The following is a 15,786-nucleotide window of genomic DNA, read 5'->3' on the forward strand; positions in this document are numbered from 1 at the left end:
GCGTGAACCTTCACGGCGTCAATATCTTTTAATTGACATCAAATATCCACTGTGATAAAGTGTATTGGGTAGCCCTAAATATGCGTACGTTTTTAGGAAGTATTCCGACGCTTCTTATCAAATTAAGGTGTCTCCAGGAGGTGTACAACATGCGCGTAATCGTTACGATGGCTTGTACAAATTGCAAGCAACGCAACTATACGACAACGAAGAACAAGCGTAATCATCCGGATCGGATTGAGTTAAAGAAATTCTGCAGATTCTGCAACGAGCATACTTCTCATCGCGAAACGAGATAAGTTTGGTGGAGGTGTAGTCCGTGGCTTTTTTAGCGAATGTGAAACGCAGTTTCGGTTCGATGTTTTCCTTCTTTGCCGACAGCTGGGGCGAATTGAAAAAGGTTCGCTGGCCCAATCGTAAAGAGTTGACAAGCTACACGATCGTCGTATTATCCACGGTCATCTTTGTGACGCTTTATTTCTGGGTGCTGGACATCGGGATATCTACGATCGTCGAAGCGATTATCAAATAAGGTCCCAAGGTGGCTTGAGTATGGAAAAGAGATGGTATGTTGTTCATACCTATTCAGGGTATGAGAACAAGGTTAAAGCCAATTTGGAAAAGCGCGTTGAATCCATGGGTATGGAAGACAAGATATTCCGCGTTCTTGTTCCGATGGAAGAAGAGATTGTAAACAAAGACGGCAAGAAGAAAACCGTCATGAGAAAAGTTTACCCGGGTTATGTACTTGTTGAAATGATCCAAACGGATGAGTCTTGGTATGTCGTCCGCAATACGCCGGGCGTTACAGGATTCGTCGGTTCCACAGGTTCCGGTTCGAAGCCTACTCCGTTGTTGCCAGAAGAAGTAGATCAGATTCTGAAGACAATGGGTATGGAAGAGCCTAAGCCAGTGGTGGAATTCGAACTGAAAGAATCAGTGCGCATCAAGGTAGGGCCTTTCGCGAACTTTGTAGGATCGGTCGAAGAGATCGTTGCGGACAAGTTCAAGCTTAAGGTTCATGTTAACATGTTTGGTCGCGAAACCCCGCTTGAGTTGGATTATGACCAGGTGGAGAAGATTTAATAGATCTTTATAGGTTTCCACTGTGAGACAGGAGACTGGCTCACATATTAGCGCAAGGAGGTGTAACTCATGGCAAAAAAGGTTATTAAAGTTGTCAAATTGCAGATCCCTGCAGGAAAGGCTAATCCGGCACCACCGGTTGGTCCAGCATTGGGTCAAGCAGGCGTTAATATCATGGCGTTCACTAAGGAATTTAACGCGAGAACGGCTGATCAAGTAGGACTTATCATTCCTGTTGAGATTTCCGTATTCGAAGACCGTTCCTTTACGTTCGTTACGAAAACTCCGCCAGCGGCAGTTTTGTTGAAAGTAGCAGCTAAGGTTGAAAAAGGTTCCGGTGAACCGAACAAGAAAAAAGTTGCAACTGTTAAGCGTGACGCAGTTCGTGCTATCGCTGAACAAAAAATGGTTGACCTGAACGCAGCTTCCGTTGAAGCAGCTATGCGTATGGTTGAAGGTACTGCTCGCAGTATGGGTATCAAAGTAGAAGACTAATTCGTCTTCTTTCACAAATGTGGGAGGTTATACCGCTAATACCACAGAGGAGGAAAATTCATGGCAAAACGTGGCAAGAAATACGTTGAAGCTGCGAAGTTGTTCGATCTTGAAGCAACTTACCAACCGCTCGAAGCTATCGAGTTGGTTAAGAAAGCAGCAAGCGCTAAATTTGACGAAACAGTTGAAGTTGCTGTTCGTTTGGGTGTAGACCCTCGTAAACAAGACCAAAACGTTCGTGGCGTTGTTGTCCTGCCTCACGGCACTGGTAAAACAAAGCGCGTTCTGGTATTCGCTAAAGGCGAAAAAGCTAAAGAAGCTGAAGCAGCTGGCGCGGACTTCGTTGGCGATCAAGATATGATCAACAAGATCCAACAAGGCTGGTTCGACTTTGATGTCTGCGTGGCAACACCTGACATGATGAGTGAAGTAGGTAAATTGGGACGTATCCTTGGTGGTAAAGGTCTCATGCCTAACCCTAAAGCTGGTACGGTTACATTCGACGTTGCTAAAGCGATCGGCGAGATCAAAGCTGGTAAGATCGAATACCGTCTAGACAAAGCAGGCCAAATTCATGCGCCAATCGGTAAAGTATCCTTCGATGCTGACAAGTTGAATGACAACATGAAAGCATTGATCGACGCATTGAACCGTGCGAAGCCGGCAGCGGCTAAAGGCGTATACATGAAGAACATCGCGGTTTCTTCCACGATGGGACCTGCGGCGCGCGTTGACGTAGCTGTATATCGCTAAGATTGCAGCGCTCCTGAATGGTAATTAACGGTTAGTGTTGACATCGTTCGACGTAACATGTTATTCTATCAGGGTTGTAGTTAACACCGTCATTAACATTGAATAAACGTACCGTAGACAGTAGGTGCCGAAAGGCTTAATCTCCTACCGAGGTGATCGAATAGAATGAGTGCGATGGCTGGCTTCATGGAAACATGAGCAGCCCGCCATTCACATCGTGATGCCTCTGCGGAATACTGCAGAGGCTTTTCATATTCTCGAGTAGGGTCTAAACATCGGACGGATGCGGTTTATTACGAATCTAGTAGGAGGTGGATCGAGTGGCAAACGCAAAAATCATGGAAGCGAAACAGCAAGCAGTTACAGATATCGCTGAGAAATTTCGTGGCAGTGTAACAACGGTTGTTGCCGACTACCGCGGACTGAACGTTACCCAAGTGACTGAACTTCGTAAGCAACTTCGTGAAGCTGGCGTTGAATTCCAAGTATTGAAAAATACATTGGTTCGCCGTGCTACGAATGAAGCTGAGTTGTCTGAACTCAACGAAGTATTGACAGGACCTACGGCAATCGCGTTCAGCCGTGAAGATGTAGTTGCTCCTGCGAAAATCCTTAGTGATTTCGCAAAGAAAAACGAAGCCCTTGAAATCAAAGGCGGAGTTGTAGAAGGCCGCGTCGTTGACGTAGACCAAATCAAAGCTCTTGCAGCATTGCCAAACCGCGAAGGTTTGCTGTCCATGTTGCTCAGCGTGCTCCAAGCACCTGTTCGCAACTTTGCATTGGCAGTCAAAGCAGTTGCAGACAAGCAAGAAGCAGAAGCGTAAGAAACGAATTCCGTCGGAGTTTGTTAGCAGTATAAACTTATTAAGTATATGGAGGGTATCCTAAATGAGCAAAGAGCAAATCTTGGAAGCCATCAAAGGCATGTCCGTATTGGAACTGAACGACCTTGTTAAAGCAATCGAAGAAGAATTCGGCGTAACAGCAGCTGCTCCAGTAGCAGTAGTAGCTGGCGGCGCAGCAGAAGCTGCAGCTGAGCAAACTGAATTCGACGTAATCTTGACTAGCGCTGGCGCTGGCAAAATCAACGTTATCAAAGTAGTTCGCGAAATCACTGGTCTTGGCTTGAAAGAAGCTAAAGAAGTAGTTGACAACGCTCCTAAAGCAATCAAAGAAAAAGTAAGCAAAGACGAAGCAGAAGCTATCAAAGCTAAGCTTGAAGAAGCTGGCGCATCTGTAGAAGTTAAGTAATTTTTGCTTAGCATAATACGAACCCCTTGAAGCTTCTTCAAGGGGTTCGTTGTCTAGGATACGACGTGTACAAATGTTGTGTGGGACTAATGTGACGCATCCTAGACAACGAAATAGGATATGCAGATAGAAGGGGATGGCCATGGCCCACTACTACAGTAAACATCAAGAGACTGCTCACCAACGCAAAGAATTTCAGTTCACACTGCGTCAATTCCGTTTGCGCTTCATATCGGATGCTGGTGTATTCTCAAAAGACGGGATTGACTATGGAAGCCGTGTGTTGATAGATGCGATGGTAATACCGGAGGATGCAGCCATATTGGATGTAGGCTGTGGGTACGGCCCGATCGGACTAACTGCTGCAAAGCTTGCGGTAACTGGCCACGTCACCATGGTGGATGTCAATGAACGCGCGCTTGCGTTAGCAGCGGAAAATGCAGCTCTGAACTCGATTTCCAATGTTACGATTGAAGAGAGCGATGGCTTGTCTTCGATCGGAGAGCGGACTTTCGACGTTATCCTAACGAATCCTCCGATCCGTGCAGGTAAAGAAGTAGTACACCGGATATTCGAGCAATCGTATCATCATCTGAATCCAGGCGGCAGCCTGTGGATCGTGATCCAGAAGAAGCAGGGAGCGCCATCAGCACTTGCGAAGCTGCAGCAGCTATTTGGAGAGGATGCGGTTGAAGAAGTTACGAAAGACAAGGGGTACCGCATTTACAGAGCTATGAAAGCAGAGTAAATGGTAATTAATACATTTTAGCAAGCGTATGAAAATATGGAATTAAAAGTTGACTGCGTGCGCTAAATATGTTATTATTATAAAATGTCAGTATTAGGATGGACTTCATGTCTCAATTTCGCAAATTGTCAAGCCTTTTTTTGAAAAGGATGCATACAATTTACCGAAATAACGTATAATGCTTACATTTTGGGTAAGTCTATCGGATATGAGGATTGCGTGACAACACGAACACGGTGGCTCGTTTAAACGGCGTTTCTAGCCAATGGCGTTATAGTCGTGAGCGTGCGTTTTCTTTTTGTCTCGCTTTTTCCATTTTATTACATTCATGAGTCTCTTTCGTGGACTTTATTATAAAGGATATCGAAAAGGATTCGCAATCCATTTTTTTAGTAGACATGAGGGGTGAGTTAAAGTTGGCAGGACATCTTGTTCAATATGGACGACGCACTCGGCGCAGTTATGCGCGCATCAAAGAGGTTCTCGAAGTTCCGAACTTGATTGAAATCCAACAGAAATCGTACCAATGGTTTTTGGATGAAGGATTGCGAGAGATGTTTCAAGACATATCTCCGATTCAGGATTTCACAGGCAATCTAGTTCTGGAGTTTATCGATTATAGCTTAGGTGAGCCGAAGTATTCGGTCGATGAATCTAAAGAACGCGATGTAACATATGCAGCACCACTCCGTGTGAAGGTGCGCCTTCTCAATAAAGAAACCGGTGAGGTGAAAGAGCAGGAAGTATTCATGGGTGATTTCCCACTTATGACGGAAACAGGCACTTTCATTATCAACGGCGCAGAACGTGTCATTGTCAGCCAGTTAGTTCGCTCTCCTAGTGTCTATTTCAGCACTAAAGTGGATAAGAACGGGAAGAAGACTTTCACGGCTACAGTGATTCCGAATCGTGGTGCATGGCTCGAGTTGGAGACTGATGCGAAAGACATAATCTATGTCCGCATTGATCGTACTCGTAAGATTCCGGTAACGGTATTGCTTCGTGCGCTTGGATTTGGCACAGACGAACAGATTCTCGACCTGCTGGGGCAGGACGAATATATCCGCAATACGCTGGACAAGGACAACACGGATTCCACGGAGAAAGCGCTCATCGAGATTTATGAGCGACTTCGTCCAGGCGAGCCGCCTACCTTGGACAATGCGAAGAGCTTGCTAGTTGCGCGCTTCTTTGATCCGAAGCGTTACGACTTAGCGAATGTTGGTCGTTATAAGATCAACAAGAAGCTTCACATCAAGAACCGTCTCTTCAATCAACGCTTGGCAGAGACACTCGTTGATCCGGATACTGGAGAAATTATCGCAGAGAGCGGTCAGATGATCGACCGTCGCCTTCTGGATGAAATTCTTCCGCGCCTTGAGAGCAATGTTGGTTTCAAGACGTACCAAGTAGCTGGCGGCGTGTTGGAGTCGGAAGATATTCCGCTTCAATGTATTAGTGTATTCTCTCCACTTGAAGACGGTAAAGTCGTGAAAGTTATTGCTAACGGCTTAATTGATAAGTCCGTTAAACATATCACGCCGGCTGATATTATCTCGTCGATCAACTACTTCATGGATCTGCTCCATGGCATCGGCAGCACGGACGACATTGACCATCTCGGTAACCGTCGTCTACGCTCTGTAGGTGAATTGCTGCAGAACCAGTTCCGTATTGGTTTATCCCGTATGGAGCGTGTTGTTCGTGAGTGTATGTCCATTCAAGATGCGAATGTGATCACACCGCAAGCGCTTATCAATATTCGCCCGGTTATTGCGAGCATCAAGGAGTTCTTCGGAAGCTCCCAGTTGTCGCAGTTTATGGACCAAACGAACCCGCTTGCTGAATTGACGCACAAGCGTCGTCTATCGGCACTCGGTCCTGGCGGTTTGACGCGTGAGCGCGCGGGCTTTGAAGTCCGTGACGTCCATCCGTCCCACTATGGCCGTATGTGTCCAATTGAGACGCCTGAAGGACCGAACATCGGTTTGATCAACTCCTTGTCGACATTTGCTCGTGTGAACGAGTATGGCTTCATTGAGGCGCCTTATCGCTGGGTAGATCCTAAGACAGGTAAGGTTACGGATCATATTGACTATATGACAGCTGATGAAGAAGATAACTACGTTGTAGCTCAAGCGAACGCTCCGCTTAATGAAGACGGAACGTTCCGTGATGACTCAGCGATCGTTCGTTACAATAAGCAGTCTGACAACATCTTAACGATGCCGACAGACCGCGTTGACTACATGGACGTTTCACCGAAGCAGGTTGTTTCCGTAGCGACGGCGCTCATTCCGTTCCTTGAGAACGATGACTCCAACCGTGCGCTCATGGGATCAAACATGCAACGGCAGGCGGTGCCGCTCTTGATTCCACAGGCTCCGTTTGTTGGTACAGGTATGGAACACAAGTCCGCTAAAGACTCAGGCGTATGTATCGTTTCGAAGATCAATGGTATCGTCGAACGTGTCAGCGCCAATGAAGTTCAAGTTCGTCGAATCGAAGTGATCGATGGCAAAGAGGTAAGAGGCGACTTGGTTAAGCATAAGCTGCAGAAGTTTATGCGTTCTAACCAAGGTACTTGCATCAACCAGCGTCCACTCGCTCGCAAGGGCGATATCGTCAAGGTTGGCGATATTCTGGCAGACGGCCCATCCACTGAAGTTGGCGAAATCGCTCTTGGACGCAACGTTGTCGTAGCGTTCATGACGTGGGAAGGTTATAACTACGAGGATGCGATTCTTCTCTCCGAGAAGCTTGTGAAGGAAGATGTGTACACGTCCATTCACATCGAGGAGTATGAATCCGAAGCTCGTGATACGAAGCTCGGTCCAGAAGAGATTACACGCGATATTCCTAACGTAGGTGAAGAAGCGCTGAAGAATCTCGACGAGCGCGGTATCATTCGTGTCGGTGCTGAGATCAAAGCAGGCGACATTCTGGTAGGTAAAGTAACGCCTAAGGGTGTTACAGAGTTGACTGCGGAAGAGCGTCTCTTGCATGCGATCTTCGGTGAGAAAGCACGCGAAGTGCGCGACACTTCTCTGCGTGTGCCTCACGGTACTGACGGTATCGTCGTCGACGTTAAAGTGTTCACTCGCGAGAATGGCGATGAATTGCCGCCGGGTGTTAACCAACTCGTGCGAGCATACATTGCTCAGAAGCGTAAAATATCCGAAGGCGATAAGATGGCGGGACGCCATGGTAACAAGGGTGTCATCGCACGTATCTTGCCGGAAGAAGATATGCCGTTCCTGCCGGACGGCACGCCGGTTCAAGTTGTATTGAACCCGCTGGGTGTACCATCTCGTATGAATATCGGTCAGGTGCTCGAGGTTCACTTGGGTATGGCCGCTCGTTACCTCGGTATGCATATGGCAACTCCGGTATTTGACGGAGCAACCGAGTATGATGTGTTCGATACAATGGAAGAAGCAGGGATGCAGCGTAACGGTAAGACCAAGCTTTATGACGGTCGTACCGGTGAATCCTTCGAACGTGAAGTAACAGTTGGCGTCATGTACATGATCAAACTCGCACACATGGTCGATGATAAGATTCATGCTCGTTCCACTGGTCCTTACTCTCTCGTTACGCAACAGCCTCTCGGCGGTAAAGCGCAGTTCGGTGGACAGCGTTTCGGTGAGATGGAGGTTTGGGCGCTTGAAGCTTACGGTGCTGCCTACACCTTGCAAGAGATTCTTACAGTCAAGTCCGATGATGTTGTCGGCCGCGTGAAGACTTACGAATCGATTGTTAAAGGTGAGAATGTACCAGAACCGGGTGTTCCAGAATCGTTCAAAGTATTGATTAAAGAGCTGCAAAGCTTAGGTATGGATGTCAAGATCTTGAACGAGAATGAAAATGAAATTGAAATGCGCGAATCTGATGAGGATGATGATGCGTCTCAAGACAAGCCGATGTTCGGCTTGAACGACGATTTCGCGATGGAGTAACCATAAGATTTGGATGAGATCGGCAGACAGCTTCGGCGGTCTGCCTAATCTCTTACTTTGTGACCTAAGTTCACTAGGCCGTTCGCTGCCTCTCCAGGCAGTTAGGATGGTGATCTCAAGTACAGATTAAGGAGGGTCGCTCCTAGATGGACGTCAACAATTTTGAATTTATGAAGATCGGACTCGCTTCTCCTGAGAAGATTCGATCATGGTCCCGTGGCGAAGTCAAGAAACCAGAAACGATTAACTATCGTACGCTCAAGCCAGAGAAAGAGGGCTTGTTCTGCGAGAAGATCTTCGGACCGACAAAAGACTGGGAATGTCATTGCGGTAAGTATAAACGTGTTCGCTATAAAGGCGTAGTTTGTGACCGATGCGGTGTCGAAGTAACACGTCAAAAGGTTCGTCGTGAGCGTATGGGACATATTGAGCTCGCAGCTCCAGTATCCCACATCTGGTATTTCAAAGGTATTCCAAGCCGTATGGGTCTGGCACTCGACATGTCACCGCGTTCGCTTGAAGAGATCATTTATTTTGCTTCTTATGTTGTTACTGATCCAGAGGATACACCTCTTGAGAAGAAGCAACTGCTCTCCGAGAAGGAGTACCGCAGCTACCGTGAGAAGTACGGTCCTGCGTTCCAAGCCGGTATGGGCGCTGAAGCAGTGAAGAAACTTCTTCAAGATCTCGATGTTGATAAAGAACTCGAGATGCTGAAGGAAGAACTTCGCACGGCTCAAGGCCAACGCCGCAACCGTGCAATTAAGCGTCTGGAAGTTATCGAAGCATTCCGCAACTCTGGCAACTCGCCGGATTGGATGATTCTTGATGTTCTTCCGGTTATCCCGCCAGAACTTCGTCCGATGGTACAATTGGACGGCGGTCGCTTTGCAACATCCGACTTGAACGACTTGTATCGCCGCGTTATTAACCGGAACAATCGACTGAAGCGTTTGCTTGATCTCGGAGCTCCGGATATTATCGTGCAGAACGAGAAGCGTATGCTTCAAGAAGCTGTTGACGCGTTGATCGACAACGGTCGTCGCGGTCGTCCAGTTACAGGTCCAGGTAACCGTCCGTTGAAATCTTTGAGCCATATGCTCAAAGGTAAACAAGGTCGTTTCCGTCAGAACTTGCTCGGTAAACGTGTTGACTATTCTGGTCGTTCCGTTATCGTAGTAGGTCCAAGTCTCAAGATGTATCAATGCGGTCTGCCAAAAGAAATGGCGCTTGAACTGTTTAAGCCTTTTGTTATGAAGGAACTCGTTAACAAAGGTCTTGCTCACAACATCAAGAGTGCGAAACGCAAGGTTGAACGTGTCAGCCCTGAAGTATGGGACGTTCTGGAGCAAGTAATCCGTGAACACCCAGTTCTGCTGAACCGTGCGCCTACGCTTCACCGCCTTGGTATTCAGGCGTTTGAACCGATCCTTGTAGAAGGACGCGCAATCAAACTTCATCCGCTCGTATGTACAGCGTACAACGCTGACTTCGACGGTGACCAGATGGCGGTTCACGTTCCTTTGTCTGCTGAAGCTCAATCAGAAGCGCGCTTGCTTATGCTGGCTGCCGGCAACATCTTGAACCCTAAAGATGGTAAGCCTGTTGTAACGCCATCTCAGGATATGGTTCTCGGATCATACTTCTTGACAATGGACAACAAGGAAGCAAAAGGCTCAGGCATGATGCTTTCTTGTGTCAACGAGGCTGTGTCTGCTTATCAACGTGAAGTTGCATCGCTGCATGCTCGCGTCGTCATTCCTGTTAAAGCCCTCGGCAAGACTTCGTTTACCGAGAAGCAGCAGGATGCGTTGCTTGTAACGACAATTGGACGAATCATCTTTAACGAGATATTCCCTAAAGATTTCCCTTACATCAATGAGCCAACTAAGCGCAATTTGTTCGAGGGAACTCCTGAAATATACTTTATCTATGATAAAGGCGCCAATATCCGTGAGATTATGGACAGCATTCCGGAAACTGGAGCTGTCGGCAAGGATTATTTGGGTCAAATTATTGCTAGATGCTTTGAAGTATTCCATACAACAAAGACGTCTGTTATCTTGGACGATATCAAGCAGCTTGGCTTCACGTATTCGACTCGTGCAGGTATCTCTATCGCGGTATCAGACGTTATCGTACCGCAAGAGAAGGTTGATTTGCTGAAGCAATCCGAAGAGAAGGTTCGCGTGATCACGAACCAATATCGTCGTGGTCTGATTACGAACGATGAACGTTATGACCGTGTTATCGAGGTGTGGTCTGAAACGAAAGACGACATCACGAAGGTCCTCATGAAATCGATGGATCGCTACAATTCCATCATGCTTATGGTGGATTCCAAGGCACGGGGTAACAAATCACAGATTACTCAGCTGGGCGGTATGCGCGGTCTCATGGCGAACCCGTCTGGTCGAATCATCGAATTGCCAATTAAATCGAACTTCCGTGAAGGCCTGACGGTCTTGGAGTACTTTATCTCCACTCACGGTGCTCGTAAAGGTTTGGCGGATACAGCGCTTCGTACGGCAGACTCGGGTTACTTGACTCGTCGTCTCGTTGACGTTGCACAAGACGTAATCGTCCGTGAAGATGATTGCGGAACGGACAAAGGCTTTACAGTCAGCAACATTTCCGACGGTAAAGAAGTTATCGAGGGCTTGTATGACCGTATCGAAGGACGATATTCCTTCCAGACGATTAAACATCCTGAGACTGGCGAGATTATCGTTAATCGTAATGAGCTGATTGATTCAGATAAAGCTTCAGCTATCGTGGAAGCTGGCGTTAAAACGCTCCAGATCCGCTCTGTTCTTAGCTGCCGTGCGCGTCATGGCGTATGTAAGATCTGTTACGGACGCAACTTGGCAACTGGTAAGCATGTTGAGATCGGTGAAGCTGTCGGCATTATCGCTGCGCAATCGATCGGTGAACCAGGAACGCAGCTCACGATGCGTACGTTCCACACCGGCGGTGTTGCGGGCGACGATATTACCCAAGGTTTGCCGCGTATCCAAGAGCTCTTCGAGGCGCGCAATCCGAAAGGTCAAGCGATCATCTCCGAGCTTGACGGCGTAATCAAGGAAATCCGTGAGACGAAAGACCGTCGCGAAGTTGAAGTTCAAGGTGAGGCAGAGTCGAAAGTCTATGCTGTAACTTATGGATCACGTATTCGCGTACATGAAGGTCAACAGATCGAGGCGGGCGACGAGATTACAGAAGGTTCGATTGACCCTAAAGAAATGCTGCGCATTAAAGGTATTCGCGGCGTTCAGAACTATATCTTGCAAGAAGTGCAGCGCGTATATCGTAACCAGGGCGTTGAGATCAACGATAAGCACGTTGAGGTTATGATTAAGCAGATGCTGCGTAAGATCCGCATCATCGATGCAGGGGACACTAATCTTCTTCCAGGATCGTTCGTTGACATGCACGAATACGAAACAGCTAACAAAGAAGCCATCAGAAATGATCAAGAGCCAGCGGTTGCAAAACCGATCCTGCTCGGTATCACCAAAGCGTCGCTTGAGACAGATTCCTTCTTGTCGGCAGCATCCTTCCAGGAGACTACTCGTGTCCTGACAGATGCCGCTATCAAGGGTAAAGTCGATCAGCTGCTTGGTCTGAAGGAAAATGTTATTATCGGTAAGCTGATCCCTGCTGGTACAGGTATGAACCGCTACCGCAGTGTTAAAGTAGTCAATCCATTGAACGAACAGATGGAAGAGGCTCTTGAACATGCAGGTGTAGGCGCAGCCGAATAATCATGGCATATAGAGGCCGTGCAGTCCCGTCTATAGCAGGACTGTACGGCTTCACACATGCATTTTATAAAATGTTGCAACAATTGGTTGACATCTTATTGTTGAAGTGATAATATATCGGAGTGTGCCCGAGACAACTGCCTGTGCTTTTGGAGGATGAGCAACAATGTCTAATGAAAAGAGTCTACAGGACTTAAAGGTTAAGATTGGGACAAGACAGACGATCAAGCTGGTTGAATCCAACCAAGCCGTCGAAGTATATATCGCCTTGGATGCTGAAGAGAAACTAGTATCCAAGATAACTACTCTTTGTCATAAACACGGTGTTAGATTGACAGAAGTCAAAACTATGCTGGATCTGGGCAAAGCGTGCGGTATAGATGTTGGTGCTGCCATGGCAGCAGTAATTATTGAAGAGCAGTGAACCTATGTTTTTGTTAAGGATGACGGAACAGATTCCGAGGCAAAAACTTTTCATTTGTTCATTTATGAACCACCTGGATCTGTGGGCTTGAATGAACGAATTGTAAAGGTGTTTATTTCATGGGAAGGGGGTGGCAACATGCCAACTATTAACCAACTAGTTCGTAAAGGCCGTCAAGCTAAAGTAACGAAGTCCAAATCCCCAGCTTTGCAAAAAGGTTTCAATGCCTTGAAGCGTGAGGAAACGGATATCAGCGCTCCTCAGAAGCGTGGTGTTTGTACTCGTGTAGGTACTATGACTCCGAAGAAGCCAAACTCCGCACTTCGTAAATACGCTCGTGTTCGTTTGACGAACCGCGTAGAGGTTACTGCATATATCGGTGGTATCGGACACAACTTGCAAGAGCACAGTGTCGTTCTTGTTCGTGGTGGCCGTGTTAAGGACCTTCCGGGTGTCCGTTATCACATCGTTCGCGGTGCATTGGATACTGCAGGTGTTAACAACCGTATGCAAGCTCGTTCTAAATACGGTACTAAGCGTCCTAAAGCAAAAAAATAAGTTAATTAGTTCATGAGAATATCATGACTTTACGAGAAAGGGGGATACACATGCCACGCAAAGGTCCTGTTACTAAGCGCGACGTGTTGCCAGATCCGGTATACAACAGCAAGTTGGTTACTCGTTTGATCAACCGCATCATGATCGATGGTAAACGTGGTGTTGCTCAAACAATCTTGTATGATGCATTCACTATCATTCAAGAGCGCACAGGCAATGAGCCTATGGAAGTGTTTGAAGCAGCATTGAAAAATATTATGCCGGTTCTTGAGGTTAAAGCTCGCCGTGTAGGTGGTTCTAACTATCAAGTACCTATCGAAGTTAAACCAGAACGCCGTACATCCTTGGGATTACGTTGGTTGGTTAACTACTCCCGCAACCGCGGTGAGAAAACAATGGAAGAGCGTCTGGCGGCAGAGATTATCGATGCTTCCAATAACACTGGTGCAGCTGTTAAGAAACGCGAAGACACTCACAAAATGGCTGAAGCGAACAAAGCATTTGCTCACTACCGCTGGTAGGATCAAAAGTTTATTGTTCCTAAATCAACAACCCATATTTGAAGGGAGACCATATTATGGCAAGACAGTTCTCTCTGGCAAATACGCGTAATATCGGGATCATGGCTCACATTGATGCTGGTAAGACAACTACAACGGAGCGTATCTTGTTCTACACAGGCCGTACTCACAAGATTGGTGAGGTGCACGAAGGTGCAGCAACTATGGACTGGATGGAGCAAGAACAAGAACGTGGTATTACGATCACATCCGCTGCGACAACTGCGCAGTGGAAAGGTCATCGCGTAAATATCATCGATACTCCGGGCCACGTTGACTTCACAGTTGAGGTTGAGCGTTCCCTGCGCGTATTGGATGGAGCCGTAGGTGTATTCTCTGCGAAGGAAGGCGTTGAGCCGCAATCAGAGACTGTATGGCGTCAAGCTGACAAGTACTCTGTTCCTCGTATTGCATACGTAAACAAGATGGATATCATCGGTGCCGATTACATTCGTGTAATTGGAACGATGAAAGATCGTCTGCAAGCGAACGCAGTTGCAATTCAATTGCCTATCGGTGCAGAAGATACCTTCACAGGTATCATTGACCTCTTTGAGATGAAAGCTCATATGTTCGTCGATGACCTTGGATTGAAGGATGAAGTAACAGACATTCCTGCTGAGCTTCAAGCGCAAGCTGAAGAGCTTCGTATGGAAATGGTTGAGAAGATTGCTGAACTCGACGAAGAATTGATGATGAAATACCTTGAGGGTGAAGAGATTTCAGTTGAAGAACTGAAGGCTGCTCTCCGTAAAGGTGTATGTAACGTTCAAATCTTCCCAGTAGTTTGCGGTTCTTCTTACCGTAACAAAGGTGTTCAGCGTATGATCGACGCTGTTGTTGAGTACCTTCCATCCCCACTCGATGTACCTGCTATCAAAGGTCATGTCGAAGGCGATGAAGAAACAGAAGTTGTTCGTCATTCTTCTGACGAAGAGCCGTTCTCAGCACTTGCGTTCAAGATCATGACTGATCCTTATGTTGGTAAGCTTACGTTCTTCCGCGTGTATTCCGGTGTATTGAGCTCCGGCTCTTACGTTCTGAATGCAACGAAAGGCAAGCGCGAGCGTATCGGCCGTATCCTTCAGATGCATGCTAACAGCCGTGAAGAAATCGACACAGTTTACTCTGGCGATATCGCAGCTGCAGTAGGTTTGAAAGATACAGGTACAGGTGATACACTGTGTGATGAGAAGTCTCCGGTTATCCTGGAGTCCATGAACTTCCCTGATCCAGTTATCCAAATCGCTGTTGAGCCTAAGACCAAAGCTGACCAAGATAAAATGGCTACAGCTCTTGGCAAACTTACAGAAGAAGATCCAACTCTTCGTGCATATACGGACGAAGAAACTGGTCAAACGATCCTTGCTGGTATGGGTGAGCTTCACTTGGAGATCATCATCGACCGTATGCGCCGCGAGTTCAAAGTTGAAACGAATGTAGGTAACCCACAAGTTGCTTACCGTGAAACTTTCAAAACGGCTGCTAAGGTTGAAGGTAAGTTCGTTCGTCAGTCCGGTGGTCGTGGTCAATACGGTCACGTTTGGATCAACTTCGAACCGCAAGAACCAGGCGCTGGCTTCTCCTTCGAGAACAAAGTTGTCGGTGGTGTCGTTCCTCGTGAATACATCGCTCCGGTTCAAGCTGGTATCGAAGAGTCGATGAAGAACGGCGTACTCGCTGGCTTCCCGCTCGTTGATATCAAAGCAACAATCTTTGACGGATCCTACCATGATGTTGACTCCAGTGAAATGGCGTTTAAGATCGCTGGTTCTATGGCGCTTAAAGCGGCTAAGGACAAGTGTAACCCAGTATTGCTCGAGCCAATCATGAAGGTTGAAGTTACAGTCCCTGAAGAGTACATGGGCGACGTTATGGGTATGCTGAACTCCCGTCGTGGTCGTATCGAAGGCATGGATACTCGCGCTGGTGCGCAAATCATCAATGCTAAGGTACCTCTCTCCGAGATGTTTGGTTATTCCACAACACTTCGTTCCGGTACACAAGGACGCGGCGTGTTCTCGATGGAACTCTCTCACTATGAAGAAGTTCCACGCAACATTTCCGAACAAATCATTGCGAAGAACAAAGGCGAGTAATATCGTTCAAGCTTCGTGATTTAGTTAACTTTGGTCGGCATACTCGATTCAATCTTGGATGTCGACCTTACATTCCAATATATTATTCC

Annotated in this window: 14 protein-coding genes and 1 other annotated feature; all 14 genes read left to right on the forward strand. The window is 47.1% G+C overall.

Annotated elements, in window-relative coordinates; genetic code table 11:
- The first annotated feature begins 149 nt into the window (after window positions 1-149).
- The 14 genes from rpmG (at window position 150) to fusA (ending at window position 15,697) form a co-directional block, all read left to right on the forward strand.
- Window positions 150-299, forward strand: a complete 150-nt coding sequence (rpmG, locus tag ACXX53_RS22040; protein ID WP_458570850.1) for a 50S ribosomal protein L33 — start codon at window positions 150-152, stop codon at window positions 297-299.
- A 38-nt stretch (window positions 300-337) separates the two neighbouring features.
- Window positions 338-532, forward strand: coding sequence for a preprotein translocase subunit SecE (gene secE, locus ACXX53_RS22045; protein ID WP_458570902.1), 195 nt, complete (start codon window positions 338-340; stop codon window positions 530-532).
- Window positions 533-552: 20 nt separating this feature from the next.
- Window positions 553-1,086, forward strand: coding sequence for a transcription termination/antitermination protein NusG (nusG, locus tag ACXX53_RS22050; protein ID WP_458570851.1), 534 nt, complete (start codon window positions 553-555; stop codon window positions 1,084-1,086).
- A gap of 69 nt (window positions 1,087-1,155) precedes the next feature.
- A complete protein-coding gene (gene rplK, locus ACXX53_RS22055; RefSeq protein WP_458570852.1) occupies window positions 1,156-1,581 on the forward strand; it encodes a 50S ribosomal protein L11 in 426 nt (141 codons plus the stop codon).
- A gap of 60 nt (window positions 1,582-1,641) precedes the next feature.
- Window positions 1,642-2,334, forward strand: a complete 693-nt coding sequence (gene rplA / locus ACXX53_RS22060; RefSeq protein ID WP_458570853.1) for a 50S ribosomal protein L1 — start codon at window positions 1,642-1,644, stop codon at window positions 2,332-2,334.
- 93 nt (window positions 2,335-2,427) lie between these two features.
- Window positions 2,428-2,595: a sequence feature (ribosomal protein L10 leader region), on the forward strand.
- Window positions 2,596-2,654: 59 nt separating this feature from the next.
- Entirely contained in the window at window positions 2,655-3,158 is a 504-nt protein-coding gene (gene rplJ, locus ACXX53_RS22065) for a 50S ribosomal protein L10 (RefSeq protein WP_458570854.1), read from the forward strand.
- 64 nt (window positions 3,159-3,222) lie between these two features.
- Window positions 3,223-3,585: a 50S ribosomal protein L7/L12 gene (rplL, locus tag ACXX53_RS22070; RefSeq protein ID WP_458570855.1), complete on the forward strand. Its 363-nt coding sequence runs from the start codon at window positions 3,223-3,225 to the stop codon at window positions 3,583-3,585.
- 136 nt (window positions 3,586-3,721) lie between these two features.
- The gene (locus ACXX53_RS22075) at window positions 3,722-4,333 is read left to right on the forward strand and encodes a class I SAM-dependent methyltransferase (RefSeq protein WP_458570856.1); all 612 of its coding nucleotides are present in this window, start codon (window positions 3,722-3,724) and stop codon (window positions 4,331-4,333) included.
- Window positions 4,334-4,731: 398 nt separating this feature from the next.
- Window positions 4,732-8,292: a DNA-directed RNA polymerase subunit beta gene (gene rpoB, locus ACXX53_RS22080; RefSeq protein WP_458570903.1), complete on the forward strand. Its 3,561-nt coding sequence runs from the start codon at window positions 4,732-4,734 to the stop codon at window positions 8,290-8,292.
- Window positions 8,293-8,438: 146 nt separating this feature from the next.
- Window positions 8,439-12,056, forward strand: a complete 3,618-nt coding sequence (gene rpoC / locus ACXX53_RS22085) for a DNA-directed RNA polymerase subunit beta' (RefSeq protein ID WP_458570857.1) — start codon at window positions 8,439-8,441, stop codon at window positions 12,054-12,056.
- Between the two features lie 166 nt (window positions 12,057-12,222).
- On the forward strand, window positions 12,223-12,480 hold the full coding sequence (locus ACXX53_RS22090; RefSeq protein ID WP_458570858.1) for a ribosomal L7Ae/L30e/S12e/Gadd45 family protein: 258 nt from the start codon (window positions 12,223-12,225) through the stop codon (window positions 12,478-12,480).
- Window positions 12,481-12,618: 138 nt separating this feature from the next.
- On the forward strand, window positions 12,619-13,038 hold the full coding sequence (gene rpsL / locus ACXX53_RS22095; RefSeq protein WP_458570859.1) for a 30S ribosomal protein S12: 420 nt from the start codon (window positions 12,619-12,621) through the stop codon (window positions 13,036-13,038).
- A 50-nt stretch (window positions 13,039-13,088) separates the two neighbouring features.
- Window positions 13,089-13,559 (forward strand): 30S ribosomal protein S7, encoded by a 471-nt coding sequence (gene rpsG, locus ACXX53_RS22100; RefSeq protein WP_458570860.1) that lies wholly within the window; start codon window positions 13,089-13,091, stop codon window positions 13,557-13,559.
- Between the two features lie 56 nt (window positions 13,560-13,615).
- The gene (gene fusA / locus ACXX53_RS22105) at window positions 13,616-15,697 is read left to right on the forward strand and encodes an elongation factor G (protein ID WP_458570861.1); all 2,082 of its coding nucleotides are present in this window, start codon (window positions 13,616-13,618) and stop codon (window positions 15,695-15,697) included.
- Window positions 15,698-15,786 lie beyond the last annotated feature (89 nt).

It is taken from the genome of Paenibacillus marinisediminis (assembly GCF_054343325.1).

Excerpts from the sequence above, each read along its gene's own strand:
- rpmG (WP_458570850.1), top strand. The coding sequence starts at position 150 with ATGCGCGTAATCGTTACGATGGCTTGTACAAATTGCAAGCAACGCAAC.
- nusG (WP_458570851.1), top strand. The coding sequence starts at position 553 with ATGGAAAAGAGATGGTATGTTGTTCATACCTATTCAGGGTATGAGAAC.
- rplK (WP_458570852.1), top strand. The coding sequence starts at position 1,156 with ATGGCAAAAAAGGTTATTAAAGTTGTCAAATTGCAGATCCCTGCAGGA.
- rplA (WP_458570853.1), top strand. The coding sequence starts at position 1,642 with ATGGCAAAACGTGGCAAGAAATACGTTGAAGCTGCGAAGTTGTTCGAT.
- rplL (WP_458570855.1), top strand. The coding sequence starts at position 3,223 with ATGAGCAAAGAGCAAATCTTGGAAGCCATCAAAGGCATGTCCGTATTG.
- ACXX53_RS22075 (WP_458570856.1), top strand. The coding sequence starts at position 3,722 with ATGGCCATGGCCCACTACTACAGTAAACATCAAGAGACTGCTCACCAA.
- rpoB (WP_458570903.1), top strand. The coding sequence starts at position 4,732 with ATGAGGGGTGAGTTAAAGTTGGCAGGACATCTTGTTCAATATGGACGA.
- rpoC (WP_458570857.1), top strand. The coding sequence starts at position 8,439 with ATGGACGTCAACAATTTTGAATTTATGAAGATCGGACTCGCTTCTCCT.
- ACXX53_RS22090 (WP_458570858.1), top strand. The coding sequence starts at position 12,223 with ATGTCTAATGAAAAGAGTCTACAGGACTTAAAGGTTAAGATTGGGACA.
- rpsL (WP_458570859.1), top strand. The coding sequence starts at position 12,619 with ATGCCAACTATTAACCAACTAGTTCGTAAAGGCCGTCAAGCTAAAGTA.
- rpsG (WP_458570860.1), top strand. The coding sequence starts at position 13,089 with ATGCCACGCAAAGGTCCTGTTACTAAGCGCGACGTGTTGCCAGATCCG.
- fusA (WP_458570861.1), top strand. The coding sequence starts at position 13,616 with ATGGCAAGACAGTTCTCTCTGGCAAATACGCGTAATATCGGGATCATG.